Source organism: Rhizobacter sp. P2_H3, from assembly GCF_056403355.1.
The window spans coordinates 1-12,599 of record NZ_JBFUFQ010000170.1 but is presented as its reverse complement, the minus strand read 5'-3'; the positions used below and the strand labels follow the sequence as shown (position 1 = coordinate 12,599).

The window sequence follows — 12,599 nt, the reverse complement described above, 5'->3', positions numbered from 1 at the left end:
GCCCCTCTCGGGGCGAAGACTCCCCTGCGCTGACTGGTTTCATGGCCCGTCGCCCAAACTCCCGCCACTCACTTCGTTCGTTGTGGTCAAACAGTGGGCGACAGTCAGTTCACGAAGCGTGCTGGCGCACGCGGGCCATGAAACCAGCCAGCTCCGGCGCCCCCTCCTTATTGGCGCTCCACAGCCTCCCCGCACCCGCCTTCTGCCACCGCCCTGCCTTTTGGGAGGTGACAAGCGAACAAATGGGGATTGAGCCCGGGTTGTCACCCGGGACTGGAGCGCCCACCGAAAATCGCGCTGCCGACGCGCACCATCGTCGCACCCTCGGCGATCGCCGCATCCATGTCGGCCGACATACCCATGGACAAGGTATCCAGCGCGAGTCCTTCGGTGTTCAATTGCTCCAGCAATTCCCGCAGCGCCCGGTGCGGTGCGCGCTGGGCCTCGAAGTCGCCGACCGGCTCGGGAATCGCCATCAACCCACGCAGCCTGACTTGCGGCAGCGCCACGACCTGCCGCGCCACCTCGGCCACCTCGCCCGGCACCAGCCCGCTCTTGCTCGCCTCGCCGCTGATATTCACCTGCAGGCACAGCTGCAGCGGTGCCAGATGGGCAGGCCGCTGCTCCGACAGCCGCTGCGCGACCTTCAGCCGGTCGACGGTGTGCACCCAGTCGAACTGCTCGGCGACGACGCGCGTCTTGTTGCTCTGCAGCGGGCCGATCAGGTGCCACTCGACCTGGCTGCGCAACTCGGCCAGCGCGGCGATCTTGTCGACGCCCTCCTGCACGTAGTTCTCGCCGAAGCGGCGCTCGCCGGCGGCAAAGGCCTCGCGCACGGCCTGCGGCCCGAAGGTTTTGGTAACACACAGCAGCGTGACGCTTCGCACGGGGCGTTGTGAGACCACACACGCCTGCGTGATGCGTTGGTGCACTTGTTGTATGTTCGAAGCAATCGTCGCCATAATTCCCCGAGCCTATCTCAAGCCACCAGGGACACCCGGGAAAGGCGGCGCAGCGAGCCGCGCCGACGAGGTGGCCGCTCACAACCTCTTACAAGCACCCCATGGACATCACCCAACTGCTCGCGTTCTCGGTCAAGAACAAGGCCTCCGACCTTCACTTGTCGGCAGGGCTGCCGCCGATGATCCGCGTGCACGGCGATGTGCGTCGCATCAATGTCGACCCGCTCGAGCACAAGCAGGTGCACGAGATGGTCTACGACATCATGAACGACTCGCAGCGCAAGAACTACGAAGAAACGCTTGAGTGCGACTTCTCGTTCGAGATCCAGGGCCTGGCCCGCTTCCGGGTCAACGCCTTCAACCAGAACCGCGGCGCCGGCGCCGTGTTCCGGACCATTCCGTCGAAGATCCTGACGCTCGAGCAGCTCAACACGCCCAAGGTGTTCGCCGAGCTCGCGCTGAAGCCGCGCGGCCTGGTGCTCGTCACCGGCCCGACCGGCTCGGGCAAGTCGACCACGCTGGCCGCGATGGTCAACCACCTGAACGAAAACGAGTACGGCCACGTGCTGACGGTCGAAGACCCCATCGAGTTCGTGCACGAGTCCAAGAAGTGCCTGGTCAACCAGCGCGAGGTCGGCCCGCACACGCTGAGCTTCGCGAACGCGCTGCGCTCGGCGCTGCGCGAAGACCCGGACTGCATCCTGGTGGGCGAAATGCGCGACCTGGAAACCATCCGCCTCGCGCTGACCGCCGCCGAGACGGGCCACCTGGTGTTCGGCACGCTGCACACCAGTTCCGCTGCCAAGACCATCGACCGCGTGGTCGACGTGTTCCCGGCCGCCGAGAAGGAAATGGTGCGCTCGATGCTGTCGGAATCGCTGATCGGCGTGATCTCGCAGACGCTGTGCAAGCTGAAGGACGGCAGCGGCCGCGCCGCGGCGCACGAGATCATGCTGGGCACCGCGGCCATCCGCAACCTGATCCGCGAGAACAAGATCGCGCAGATGTATTCGTCGATCCAGACCGGCAACACCGTGGGCATGCAGACGCTCGACCAGAACCTGTCGGACCTGGTTCGCCGCAACATCATCTCGCCGGCCGAAGCGCGCGCGAAGGCGAAGTTCCCCGAAAACTTCCCCGGCTGATCCGCCGCAGGTGCCGCGTGAAACGACTCTTTGATCGCCTGAAGCGCGGCGGCGACGACACGCCTGCGGTGTCGAAGGAAGACGCGGGCCTCAGCGAATCCGGCTTCTTCTCGACCCAGTTCGCCGACCGCGCCGAAGACACGCAGGAGCTGGCCACCTGGGCCGCGCGCGCACCGGCGGTGGGGGCCACTCCGATCGAGCGCAAGCAGGCCGAGCCGCTGTTCGCCCGGCTGTGGGGCGCCGACCGCTATGTGGCGGCGTTGAGCCCCGACGAGCTGCAGCGCATGAGCCAGTACCTGCAGTTCGTGCAGGTGCCGGCCAACAAGGAAGTGATCGGCCAGGACGAGCAGGGCGACTACATGCTGATCGTGCTCGACGGCACGCTGGCCGTCGACCGCATCCAGCCGTGGGGCGGGCGGGCCCGGCTGGCCGAGGCGCGGGCCGGCGACATGCTGGGCGAGATGTCGCTGCTCGACGCGGGCGCCCGCTTCTCGGCCTGCACCACGCTGACGCCGTGTACCCTCGCGGTGGTGGATGCACAGCGATTGGATGAGATGATCATGTTCGAGCCGCGACTCGGCCTGGCCTTGCTGGCCTCGCTGTCGCGGCGTTTGTCATTGCGTTTGCGGCAGGTCAGCGCCCGGCTGAGTGCCTTGTTGTCCAGCACCTGACGGGCCAGAGGAAGCATCATGGAAAGAGACCAGGCATCGAAATTCGTCAACGACCTGCTGCGCCTGATGGTGTCGCGCAACGGGTCCGACTTGTTCCTCACCGCGGACTTCCCACCGGCCATCAAGGTCGACGGCAAGGTCACCAAGGTGTCGCCGCAGCCGCTGACCGGCCAGCACACGCTGGCACTGACGCGCTCGGTGATGAACGACAAGCAGGCCGCCGAGTTCGAGCGCACCAAGGAGTGCAACTTCGCGATCTCGCCGCAGGGCATCGGCCGCTTCCGCGTGAATGCCTTCGTGCAGCAGGGCCATGTCGGGCTGGTGATGCGGACGATTCCGCAGACGCTGCCAACCATCGACAGCCTGAACCTGCCGCAGGTGCTGAAGGACGTGACGATGACCAAGCGCGGTCTCGTGATCTTCGTCGGCGCCACCGGCTCGGGCAAGAGCACCTCGCTCGCGGCGATGGTCGATTTTCGCAACGAGAACTCGTACGGCCACATCATCACCATCGAAGACCCGGTCGAGTTCGTGCACCCGCACAAGAACTGCATCGTCACGCAGCGCGAGGTCGGCCTCGACACCGAGGGCTGGGCCCAGGCGCTGAAGAACACGCTGCGCCAGGCGCCCGACGTGATCCTGATGGGCGAAATCCGCGATCGCGAGACGATGGAGCACGCGGTGGCGTTCGCCGAGACGGGCCACCTGTGCATGGCCACGCTGCACGCCAACAGTGCCAACCAGGCGCTCGACCGGATCATCAACTTCTTCCCCGAGGAGCGCCGCGCCCAGCTGCTGATGGACTTGTCGCTGAACCTGAAGGCGCTGGTGTCGCAGCGGCTGCTGCCGCGCCAGGAAGGCCGCGGGCGGATCGCCGCGGTGGAGATCATGCTGAACACGCCGCTGATCTCCGAGCTGATCTTCAAGGGCGAGGTCTCCGAGATCAAGGAGATCATGAAGAAGTCGCGCGAGCTGGGCATGCAGACCTTCGACCAGAGCCTGTTCGACCTCTACGAGAACCACCTGGTGACCTACGAAGACGCGCTGCGCAACGCCGATTCGGTGAACGACCTGCGGCTGCAGATCAAGCTGAACAGCAACCGCGCGCGCAGCAGCGACCTGTCGGCCGGCACCGAACACCTGACGATCGTCTGAGGACGCGCCCCCGATGAGCACCAAGACCTACGAGCCGATCGCCGCGCAGACCGTGGCCTTCCTGGGCCTGGGCGTGATGGGCCACCCGATGGCCGGGCACCTGGCGCGCGCCGGGCACCGCGTGACCGTCTACAACCGCACCGCGGCCAAGGCGGCGCAGTGGGTGAAGGAGTACGGCGGGGCGAGCGCCGCGACGCCGAAGGCCGCGGTGGCCGGCGCCGACCTGGTGTTCGCCTGCGTCGGCAACGACGACGACCTGCGCGCTGTGACCACCGGGCCGGACGGCGCCTTTGCCGGCATGAAGCCGGGGGCGATCTTCGTCGACCACACCACCGCCTCGGCCGAGGTGGCGCGCGAGCTCGATGCCGCCGCCCGAAAGCTCGGCCTGCACTTCATCGATGCACCGGTGTCCGGCGGCAACCTGGGCGCGATCAACGGCGCGCTGACCGTGATGTGTGGCGGCGAGGCCGGCGCGTTCGCGAAGGCCCAGCCGGTCGCGATGGCGTTTGCGAAGGCCGTCACGCTGCTCGGCGAGAGCGGTGCCGGCCAGCTCGCGAAGATGGTGAACCAGATCTGCATCGCCGGGCTGGTGCAGGGCCTGGCCGAAGCGGTCGCGTTCGGCCAGAAGGCCGGGCTCGACATGAAGGCCGTGCTCGGCGTGATCGGCAAGGGCGCCGCGCAGAGCTGGCAGATGGACAATCGCGGGCCGACGATGATCGACGGCAAGTTCGACTTCGGCTTCGCGGTCGACTGGATGCGCAAGGACCTGGGCCTGGTGCTCGACGAGGCCAAGCGCAACGGTGCGCGGCTGCCGGTCACCGCGCTGGTCGACCAGTTCTATGCCGACGTGCAGGCCACGGGCGGCCAGCGCTGGGACACCTCAAGCCTGATCACAAGGCTGAAATAGCCCACCCCCGAAGCGCCTTCGGCGCCTCCCCCTCAAGGGGACGCCGCTGGCGGCCCGGCAAAGCCGGTTCCGCGGCGGCTGCTGGATCGGTCAGGGCTTGTTCGACGAGGTGGCGGGCTTCGGCGGGTCGGCCGGGCGCAGCCGCGCAAGTTCGTCTTCGGAGACGATCTCGAACACCCGCACCACCTTCTGCACGCCGCTGATGCTGCGCGCCAGGTCGGTCGCGCGGTCGGCCTCGCGCTGCGTGACAACGCCCATCAGGTAGACGGTGCCGCGCTCGGTGACCACCTTGAATGCGTTGGCCATCACGTCGCGCGCATCGATCAGCGTCGCCTTGACCTTGCTGGTGAGCAGCGCATCGCTCGCGCCGCTGCGGCTGAAGGTGTTGCTGCCGGCCAGCGAGATCTCGTTGACGACGGTGCGCACGTTCTCGAGCTGCGTCACGGCCTGTTCGGCGGCGGCCTTCTCGGTGTCGGTCTGCACCTCGCCGGTCAGCAGCACCATGCGGTTGTAGCTGGTGATGCTGACGCGCGACTTCTGCTGGTCGGTGACCTCGCTCAGGCGCTTGCCGCCCTTCAGCTCGATGGACTGGTCTTCGATCTGGGCACCGGAGGTGCGGCGGTCGGTCGCGACCAGCGTGCCGCCGACCATCGCGCCGCCGATGAAGAAGGCGGCGCAGCCGGACAGGCTGGAGGTGGCCACGACGGCGGCCACGACGACGGTGAGGGGAGAAAGACGGGACGAGAGAGACTTCATGTGTTTTCCTGTTCACCCAGCAATTGCAGATCGACCGCATCGCACAGGCAATGCAGCGCGAGGATGTGGACTTCCTGGATGCGCGCGGTGCGTTCGTGGGGCACGCAGATGTGCACGTCGGTTTCGGTGAGTTCGCCCGCCATCTTGCCGCCACCGCGGCCGGTGAGGGCGATCACGGTCATCTCCTTCGCGTGGGCCGCCTCGACGGCGGCCAGCACGTTGGCGGAGTTGCCGCTGGTGGTGATCGCGATCAGCACGTCGCCGGGGGCGCCGAGCGCCTGCACCTGCTTCGAGAAGATCGCAGTGAAATCGTAGTCGTTGCCGATCGCCGTCAGGATCGACGTGTCGGTCGTCAGCGCGATCGCGGCGAGGCCGGGGCGTTCGCGCTCGAAGCGGCCGACGAACTCGGCCGCGAAGTGCTGGGCATCGCTCGCCGAGCCGCCATTGCCGCAGGCCAGCACCTTGCCGCCGGAGGTGATCGAGCCGACGACGGCACTGACGGCATCGGCGATGGGACGGGAGAGGATCTCGGCCGCGGCGTACTTCAGGTCGGCGCTGTCGAAGAATTGTTGCTGGATTCGTTGTTCAAGCATGGGCATGGATCATATGACACGGGTGCACCAGCTTGGTTCCGAGGGGTGTGACCGCCCGCTCAGCCCCTTTCAACCTGCGTCGAAGGCCGCTTTCAGCCACTCCAGGTGCTCGCCGTCGATGGCCACCACGTCGAAGCGGCAGGGCGGCAGTGTCGGGCAGGCGCGCAGGAAATGGTGCGCCGCGAAGATGACACKACGTTGCTTGACGCCACCAACGCTTGCCGCCGCGCCGCCATGGCCGAGCCGGGCGCGGGTGCGCACCTCGACGAACACCAGCGTGCCGTCGCGCTCGCGCAGGATCAGGTCGACCTCGCCGCCGCGGGCACGCGGGCCGGCCGCGACCCGATAATTGCGCCGCACCAGCACGAGGCCATGACGCAGCAGGTGCGCGAGCGCCCGTGCCTCGCCGTCGTCTCCCACCTCCTTCGTCGTCTGGACCATCGTGACCCTGGACTCATCGTTGTTGCTGAAGGCTGCCGAGGCGGCGGCGGGCGCGCAGCAGTATCCCGCCGGCGCGCTCTATGTGGTCGCGACGCCGATCGGCAACCTGGCCGACATCACGTTGCGCGCGATCCACGTGCTGTCGCTGGTCGACGCGGTGGCCTGCGAGGACACGCGGCACAGCGCGCAGCTGATGCGCCACCTGGGGCTCGACAAGCCGCTGTTGGCGGTGCACGAGCACAACGAGCGCGAGGCGGCGCAGGCAGTGCTGGCGCGGCTGGCGCGCGGCGAGCGGGTGGCGTACGTGAGCGATGCGGGGACGCCGGCGGTGAGCGATCCGGGGGCGGTGCTGGTGGCTGCGGCGCAGGCGGCGGGGTATCGGTGCGTGCCGCTTCCCGGGGCCAGCAGTGCGTTGGCGGCGTTGAGCGTGGCGGGGGATGCTGTCACTGGCGGCTTCGAGTTCATCGGCTTTCTTCCGCCCAAGGGCAACGAAAGAGCCCAGGCCATGCAGGCGATCGCGATGCGCGCAAACGCGCAAGTGGTGTTCGAAGCACCCCACCGCATCGAGAAGTTGGTGAAAGGCATCGCCGATGCATGCGGCGACCGGCTCGTCACACTGTGCCGCGAGCTGACCAAGCAGTTTGAAAGCATCGTGACCTTGCCAGCCGCAGGTCTTCCGGCATGGATGGCCGAGGACGAACACCGCCAGCGCGGTGAGTTCGTTCTCGTGGTCCACGCCCGACCCGTTCAGCATGATGAATCCGCCGCAAACAGCGAAGCAACACTCAAGCTCCTGCTGGCTGAATTGCCGTTGACACAGGCCGTGTCATTGGCCGCCACCATCACCGGCGCCTCCCGGAATGCGCTCTATGCACGGGCATTGGCGATGCGGGAAACCGATTGAAGCGCGGCGATGTGAGCCGAGAGATCAGACCTTGTCGGTCTGCACTCGTCGATGCTCGGCGGTGCTTCTGGAGGGAGAGCCTGGGCTTTCAGGCGGCCCATCAAGCACGTCCCACTCCTTGTCGTCAGGAAAGTCTTCTTGAGGGCTCTTTGCGATGGCCTCGTCGAGTTCCTTGAGTGTTCCAGCGACTACCAACTTCTGGCTCTCCAACTTCGTGAGTTCCCGTCTTGTCCGATCAATGCGTTGTGAAAGTTGCTCATACTCCTTTCGCGACTCGCGCCTTGCTTCGCGAAGCTGAGTTGCATCGGCCGACTGTATGAAGCCGGACATCCGCTGAATGGCATCCAGGTTTCGTGTGTTCTGCTGGAGCATCGCCAAGTCGTCTCTGTACATCCTTTTCAGATGACGCGATTTCTCAATCGACGCGGGAGACGTCACTGGCAAGGACTTGCGCTTTCCCTGGGGTTCGCCCGGACGGATGATCCGAAGCGCCCCTTTCGGCGGCACTTGCCTCGCGAGTCGCGGACTCGACGGTTCACCCGAGTTGCCTGGGGATGACGTTCGTTGCTCCGACACAAAATCGCTCGAGATCTGGCGTGGTATGACTTGCGTGTCCAGTTCACTTTCAGGGCGAATGAACTCGGATTTCAACTCGCCGGACTCATCCAACCTGGGTTGCAGAATCTTCCAGGCTATCAACGCCTCTTCCGGCAGTTGCGGAGGCTTCGCTTCGTCGCTGGGAGGCCCTCTATGCCGTCGAGACGACTTGACCTCCAATGACTGCTTGACTTCCGACTCGGCACTGCGCCGCTGCTTCCTTGTCTTCTTCGACAGTTCCTTGCTCTTTTTCTTGTCCGCCTTCGAATCGGTGGGATGCCCGTCCGTTCGCCGGGTCTTTGCCGCGTCTGACTTTCGCTCTAACAAGAAGATCTCCTGACAACAGGTCCATGGGTGACTGCCGTGCCGGACGCCCCGGCCTCGCCTGAGTAACCACCGCGCGGTCACAGTTCCCAAAGGCCTTCGCTCGACCGAGAACCGACCCCCTCCTAGAATGCCCCACCACCCACAGGAGCCGCCATGATCTCGCGCGAACCCACCCTCGAACGACTGGTCGTCGCCCGCTCGCTGCTGCTCGAACCCTTCGGCCTGACCGATGCGACGCTGGCCAAGGCCCTGCAGGCCATCGCGACGCACCGCATCGACGACGCCGACCTCTACTTCCAGTACACGCGCAGCGAAGGCTGGAGCCTCGAGGAAGGCATCGTGAAGAGCGGCAGCTTCGGCATCGACCAGGGCGTCGGCGTGCGCGCGGTGGCCGGCGAGAAGACCGCCTTCGCCTACTCCGACGACATCTCCGAGGCCGCGCTGCTCGATGCGGCCGCCACCGTGCGCACCATCGCCGCGGCCGGCCAGAGCCGCACGGTCAAGATCACCGGCACGCCGAAGATCGCCGGCAGCCGCGTGCTCTATGCGCCGATGGACCCGATCGCCACGCTCGACAGCACGCAGAAGGTCGCGCTGCTGGAGCGCGTCGAGAAGCTCGCCCGCGCCAAGGATCCGCGCATCAAGCAGGTGATGGCCGGCATCGCCGCCGAGTACGACGTGGTGCTGGTGGCCCGCGCCGACGGCACGCTGGCCGCCGACGTGCGGCCGCTGGTGCGGCTGTCGGTCACCGTGATCGCCGAGCAGACCATCGCCGGCGAGATGCGCCGCGAGGTCGGCTCCGGCGGCGGCGGCGGCCGCTTCGGGCTCGGCTACTTCCACGACAACATCATCGAGAGCTACGTCAACGATGCCGTCAAGGCCGCCCTCACCAACCTCGAATCGCGCCCGGCCAAGGCCGGCGAGATGAGCGTCGTGCTCGGCCCGGGCTGGCCCGGCGTGCTGCTGCACGAGGCCATCGGCCACGGGCTCGAAGGCGACTTCAACCGCAAGGGCTCCAGCGCCTTCAGCGGCCGCATCGGCCAGCGCGTGGCGGCCAAGGGCGTGACGGTGCTCGACGACGGCACGCTGCCCGACCGCCGCGGCTCGCTGAACGTCGACGACGAAGGCAACGCCACGCAGCGCAACGTGCTGATCGAGGACGGTATCCTGAAGGGCTACATCCAGGATTCGATGAACGCCCGCCTGATGGGCGTCGCCCCGACCGGCAACGGCCGCCGCGAGAGCTATGCCGCGGTGCCGATGCCGCGCATGACCAACACCTACATGCTGGGTGGCGACAAGACCAAGGAAGAGATCATCGCCGGCCTGAAGCGCGGGCTGTACGCCACCAACTTCGGCGGCGGGCAGGTCGACATCACCAGCGGCAAGTTCGTGTTCTCGGCCTCCGAGGCCTTCTGGGTCGAGAACGGCAAGATCCAGTACCCGGTGAAGGGCGCCACGATCATCGGCAATGGGCCCGACGCGCTGACCCGCGTCAGCATGATCGGCAACGACATGAAGCTCGACACCGGCGTCGGCGTGTGCGGCAAGGAAGGGCAGAGCGTGCCGGTGGGGGTCGGCCAGCCCACCTTGCGCATCGACAAGATGACGGTGGGCGGGACGGCCTGAGCGCGGCGCCCGGGCAGGGCACGGAGAGCGGTTCTACACGTTGGAGGCGCTGGCCTCCGACAAGGCGAGTTCACGGGCCTTGTGCTGCCACTTGGCCAGCTTCTGCTCTTCCGCTGTCAGAAGTTCTCCGAGTTGCCCGACTTTCTTCGCATGCTCGGCCGCTTTGCGCTCCGCCTTGCTGTGCGATACCCCTTCGGTCTCGACTGTTTCGGTGGCAGAGATCAACTCCAACGCGGGCAGCTTCTGGATACTGACAGTGCCGCGCTTTTGCCGAGCCTCGACTTCCAACTCCGCAACGGAAACTTTAAGCCCCTGGAGCACCTCCTCCAGTGAAAATGTCGCGTCCCCAAACACCTTCTTGGCGTCAACGTCGCCGCCCTCGGCAGATTCAAGTACGTCGCCCGGTGCCTGAAGCGCGGCTCGGCGCCCAAGCTCTGCTTTCAATCTCTGAATCGCGCCTTGACATTCTTCGGTGCCGCCTTCGTTGAGATTCTCCAGGAGGGATGCTCGCGCATCCAAGTCCAACACGCGCTGTTGCAGCGTGCTGATCTCGGCTCTTGCCGCGGCTGCCTGGCGCTTGTATTCCTGCGCGGCCTGTCCCAGACCGGCGCGGCTCCCCTCCATGCGCTCCAGCTTTTGAAGCGCCTCCTTGATTTCTTGCTCTGAGGCGCCCTGCATCGATCCCAGCAGGCTCTCGATGAGATTGTTGGTGCGACTCTTGCCCAGTGTCAGCTTCTCAGCGGCGGGAGTACCCCTCGGCGAGTGAACCGAAGATGTCCACGCGTGTCTCGGGCTGGTGGTATCGGCCCCATTCCTCCACTGATTGAACGTCGGCAACAGGGAGTCCGAGTCGGACGGCTGGGAGGCAAAGGTGGCGCGTTTTTCAGTGGACAGCGCTGTCGGTCGATCAATGGATAGATTCGTCCCAGACAGGTCCAATGTGTGGCGAGCGTTCTTCTTGCTCGTCTTATTACGATGGAGCAAGTCGTTCTTCTCCTTCGACCTCGGGCTCTGCACCTTGCTTTCCGCACGATCTTTCTTTTTGACTCCGGGTGGGGGCCTCATTGCTTTCTCTTGATTGGCAAGCCGTCGCGGCCCTGCATTGATGAGTGACTGCGATAACCGGACTCGCCCTGACTGCTGATGACTCTCGATATCGCATCGCGTGAGTAACACCGCCTCGAAGGGCGTTCCGTGCATCGCCTCACGTTTCGGGCCGTGCCAGCAGTGCGTCGAATTCCTTCGCGAGGTTCTCCACTCGGGCCGCAGACGCTTCGATGCGAGTCTCCAGCGCTCGCACGTACTTTGTTGCGGCACGGAGCTCGAGCTTCAACGTGCTGGTGGTTTCGAGCTCCCCGTTGAGCCTTTCCCGACAGGCCAGCAGCTGATTCGCACGGCCGGACGATTCGAGGTGCTCCCGCAACACAACGCCTTGCTGCTGCACCTTGTTCAATTGCAGGAGCAGCTGTTCGGCAGAGGCATCGTCATTGCGCGTCATCGCACCCTCGATCGCGCGCAAGAGCTCGTCTTCGTCTCGACGCTGCCGTGTCCGCCGTTCGTCAGATTCCGGGTCGATCGTGGGCCTCCGTGGTGACTGCAGGCCCGAGTCAAGCGTTGCACGAGCGTTTTGACGCTCCTTCTGGCCCAATGCCTTGCCATCAGGCTGCGCGCTCGTCCGACCTCGGATGACGAAGTTCTTCAGCGACGGCCCGCGAGACGAGGGGAGTTTGCCGGGGGGCTGGCCTTCCATGGTCAGGTTCCTTTCCTGAGGTGTCGCTGCAGCAAGGCGTGCATCCGCCTGCCCGCATTGGTAACGACACCGCCAGGCCGGTTCCCCTCTTGCCCTCTCTCTTGCCCCTCCTACACCACCCGCACGCTCAACACCGGCAAGCCCGCGATCTCCCCCTGCATCACATCCCCCGGCACCACCGGCCCGACGTTCTCCGGCGTGCCGCTGAAGATGATGTCGCCGGGCTTCAGCTCGAAGGCCTGCGACAGCTTGCTGATCTGCTCGGCCACGCTCCAGATCGTCTGCTTCAGGTCGGCGTTCTGCTTGAGCTGGCCGTTCACCTTCAGCGTGATCGAGCCCTGCGTGAAATGCCCCACCTGCGCCACGCGGTGGATCGGCCCGATCGGCGCCGAGCGGTCGAAGCTCTTGCCGATCTCCCACGGCTTCTTCTCGTCGCCCATCGCGCGCTGCAGGTCGCGGCGCGTCATGTCCAGCCCGATCGCATAACCGTAGACCAGATCGAGCGCCTGCTCCGGCGGCACGTTGCGCCCGCCGCGGTGCAGCGCCGCGACGAGCTCGATCTCGTAGTGGTAGTTCTTCGTCAACGGCGGGTACGGGTGCTCGGCCGTGCTGCCGGGCGCCACGAACTGCACCGCGTCGCTCGGCTTCTGGAAGAAGAACGGCGGCTCGCGGTTCGGGTCCGACCCCATCTCGCGCGCATGCGCCGCGTAGTTGCGGCCGATGCAGTAGATACGGCGCACCGGGAACAGCTCGGTGCTGCCG

At 66.0% G+C, this 12,599-nt stretch carries 14 protein-coding genes; 6 read left to right on the top strand and 8 right to left on the bottom strand.

Features of this window, described 5'->3' with window-relative positions:
* Positions 1-263 precede the first annotated feature (263 nt).
* Complete coding sequence (locus AC1D1T_RS23785) at positions 264-962, bottom strand: YggS family pyridoxal phosphate-dependent enzyme (protein ID WP_477824742.1); 699 nt, start codon at positions 960-962, stop codon at positions 264-266.
* A gap of 101 nt (positions 963-1,063) precedes the next feature.
* Between AC1D1T_RS23785 and AC1D1T_RS23780 the strand changes: the two genes are divergently transcribed.
* From AC1D1T_RS23780 to AC1D1T_RS23765, 4 genes are read left to right on the top strand one after another with little or no spacing between them, the layout of a single operon-like run.
* Positions 1,064-2,107 (top strand): type IV pilus twitching motility protein PilT, encoded by a 1,044-nt coding sequence (locus tag AC1D1T_RS23780; protein WP_047508146.1) that lies wholly within the window; start codon positions 1,064-1,066, stop codon positions 2,105-2,107.
* Between the two features lie 17 nt (positions 2,108-2,124).
* Positions 2,125-2,778 carry a cyclic nucleotide-binding domain-containing protein gene (locus tag AC1D1T_RS23775; protein WP_082004502.1) on the top strand — a complete coding sequence of 218 codons (654 nt, stop codon included), beginning with the start codon at positions 2,125-2,127 and terminating at the stop codon, positions 2,776-2,778.
* A gap of 18 nt (positions 2,779-2,796) precedes the next feature.
* On the top strand, positions 2,797-3,933 hold the full coding sequence (locus tag AC1D1T_RS23770) for a PilT/PilU family type 4a pilus ATPase (RefSeq protein WP_465110378.1): 1,137 nt from the start codon (positions 2,797-2,799) through the stop codon (positions 3,931-3,933).
* Between the two features lie 13 nt (positions 3,934-3,946).
* A complete protein-coding gene (locus AC1D1T_RS23765) occupies positions 3,947-4,840 on the top strand; it encodes an NAD(P)-dependent oxidoreductase (RefSeq protein ID WP_477824741.1) in 894 nt (297 codons plus the stop codon).
* Between the two features lie 90 nt (positions 4,841-4,930).
* Here the strand turns inward: AC1D1T_RS23765 and AC1D1T_RS23760 are convergent, their stop codons facing one another.
* The 3 genes from AC1D1T_RS23760 to AC1D1T_RS23750 form a co-directional block, all read right to left on the bottom strand.
* Positions 4,931-5,596, bottom strand: coding sequence for a BON domain-containing protein (locus AC1D1T_RS23760; RefSeq protein WP_477824740.1), 666 nt, complete (start codon positions 5,594-5,596; stop codon positions 4,931-4,933).
* The gene (locus tag AC1D1T_RS23755; RefSeq protein WP_477824739.1) at positions 5,593-6,189 is read right to left on the bottom strand and encodes a phosphoheptose isomerase; all 597 of its coding nucleotides are present in this window, start codon (positions 6,187-6,189) and stop codon (positions 5,593-5,595) included. Before AC1D1T_RS23755 ends, AC1D1T_RS23760 begins: the two co-directional genes overlap by 4 nt.
* Before the next feature lie 69 nt (positions 6,190-6,258).
* Positions 6,259-6,630: a YraN family protein gene (locus AC1D1T_RS23750; RefSeq protein ID WP_477992589.1), complete on the bottom strand. Its 372-nt coding sequence runs from the start codon at positions 6,628-6,630 to the stop codon at positions 6,259-6,261.
* Between the two features lies 1 nt (position 6,631).
* On the opposite strand from AC1D1T_RS23750, the gene rsmI reads away from it, so the two are divergent.
* A complete protein-coding gene (gene rsmI / locus AC1D1T_RS23745) occupies positions 6,632-7,534 on the top strand; it encodes a 16S rRNA (cytidine(1402)-2'-O)-methyltransferase (protein ID WP_477840224.1) in 903 nt (300 codons plus the stop codon).
* Between the two features lie 24 nt (positions 7,535-7,558).
* Here the strand turns inward: rsmI and AC1D1T_RS23740 are convergent, their stop codons facing one another.
* Positions 7,559-8,458, bottom strand: a complete 900-nt coding sequence (locus tag AC1D1T_RS23740; RefSeq protein WP_477824736.1) for a hypothetical protein — start codon at positions 8,456-8,458, stop codon at positions 7,559-7,561.
* A 153-nt stretch (positions 8,459-8,611) separates the two neighbouring features.
* Between AC1D1T_RS23740 and tldD the strand changes: the two genes are divergently transcribed.
* Positions 8,612-10,087, top strand: a complete 1,476-nt coding sequence (gene tldD / locus AC1D1T_RS23735; RefSeq protein ID WP_477840222.1) for a metalloprotease TldD — start codon at positions 8,612-8,614, stop codon at positions 10,085-10,087.
* Positions 10,088-10,120: 33 nt separating this feature from the next.
* On the opposite strand, the gene AC1D1T_RS23730 is transcribed toward tldD, so the two are convergent.
* The 3 genes from AC1D1T_RS23730 to AC1D1T_RS23720 form a co-directional block, all read right to left on the bottom strand.
* Complete coding sequence (locus AC1D1T_RS23730; RefSeq protein WP_477824734.1) at positions 10,121-11,152, bottom strand: hypothetical protein; 1,032 nt, start codon at positions 11,150-11,152, stop codon at positions 10,121-10,123.
* A gap of 139 nt (positions 11,153-11,291) precedes the next feature.
* Positions 11,292-11,837, bottom strand: coding sequence for a hypothetical protein (locus AC1D1T_RS23725; RefSeq protein WP_477824733.1), 546 nt, complete (start codon positions 11,835-11,837; stop codon positions 11,292-11,294).
* Between the two features lie 110 nt (positions 11,838-11,947).
* A partial coding sequence (locus tag AC1D1T_RS23720; RefSeq protein ID WP_477992588.1) for a fumarylacetoacetate hydrolase family protein occupies positions 11,948-12,599 on the bottom strand: 652 nt, incomplete at its 5' end.

What these genes read in the sequence shown, in the direction of transcription:
- AC1D1T_RS23785 (WP_477824742.1), bottom strand. Translation starts at nt 962, where the DNA reads ATGGCGACGATTGCTTCGAACATACAACAAGTGCACCAACGCATCACG.
- AC1D1T_RS23780 (WP_047508146.1), top strand. Translation starts at nt 1,064, where the DNA reads ATGGACATCACCCAACTGCTCGCGTTCTCGGTCAAGAACAAGGCCTCC.
- AC1D1T_RS23770 (WP_465110378.1), top strand. Translation starts at nt 2,797, where the DNA reads ATGGAAAGAGACCAGGCATCGAAATTCGTCAACGACCTGCTGCGCCTG.
- AC1D1T_RS23765 (WP_477824741.1), top strand. Translation starts at nt 3,947, where the DNA reads ATGAGCACCAAGACCTACGAGCCGATCGCCGCGCAGACCGTGGCCTTC.
- AC1D1T_RS23760 (WP_477824740.1), bottom strand. Translation starts at nt 5,596, where the DNA reads ATGAAGTCTCTCTCGTCCCGTCTTTCTCCCCTCACCGTCGTCGTGGCC.
- AC1D1T_RS23755 (WP_477824739.1), bottom strand. Translation starts at nt 6,189, where the DNA reads ATGCTTGAACAACGAATCCAGCAACAATTCTTCGACAGCGCCGACCTG.
- tldD (WP_477840222.1), top strand. Translation starts at nt 8,612, where the DNA reads ATGATCTCGCGCGAACCCACCCTCGAACGACTGGTCGTCGCCCGCTCG.
- AC1D1T_RS23730 (WP_477824734.1), bottom strand. Translation starts at nt 11,152, where the DNA reads ATGAGGCCCCCACCCGGAGTCAAAAAGAAAGATCGTGCGGAAAGCAAG.
- AC1D1T_RS23725 (WP_477824733.1), bottom strand. Translation starts at nt 11,837, where the DNA reads ATGGAAGGCCAGCCCCCCGGCAAACTCCCCTCGTCTCGCGGGCCGTCG.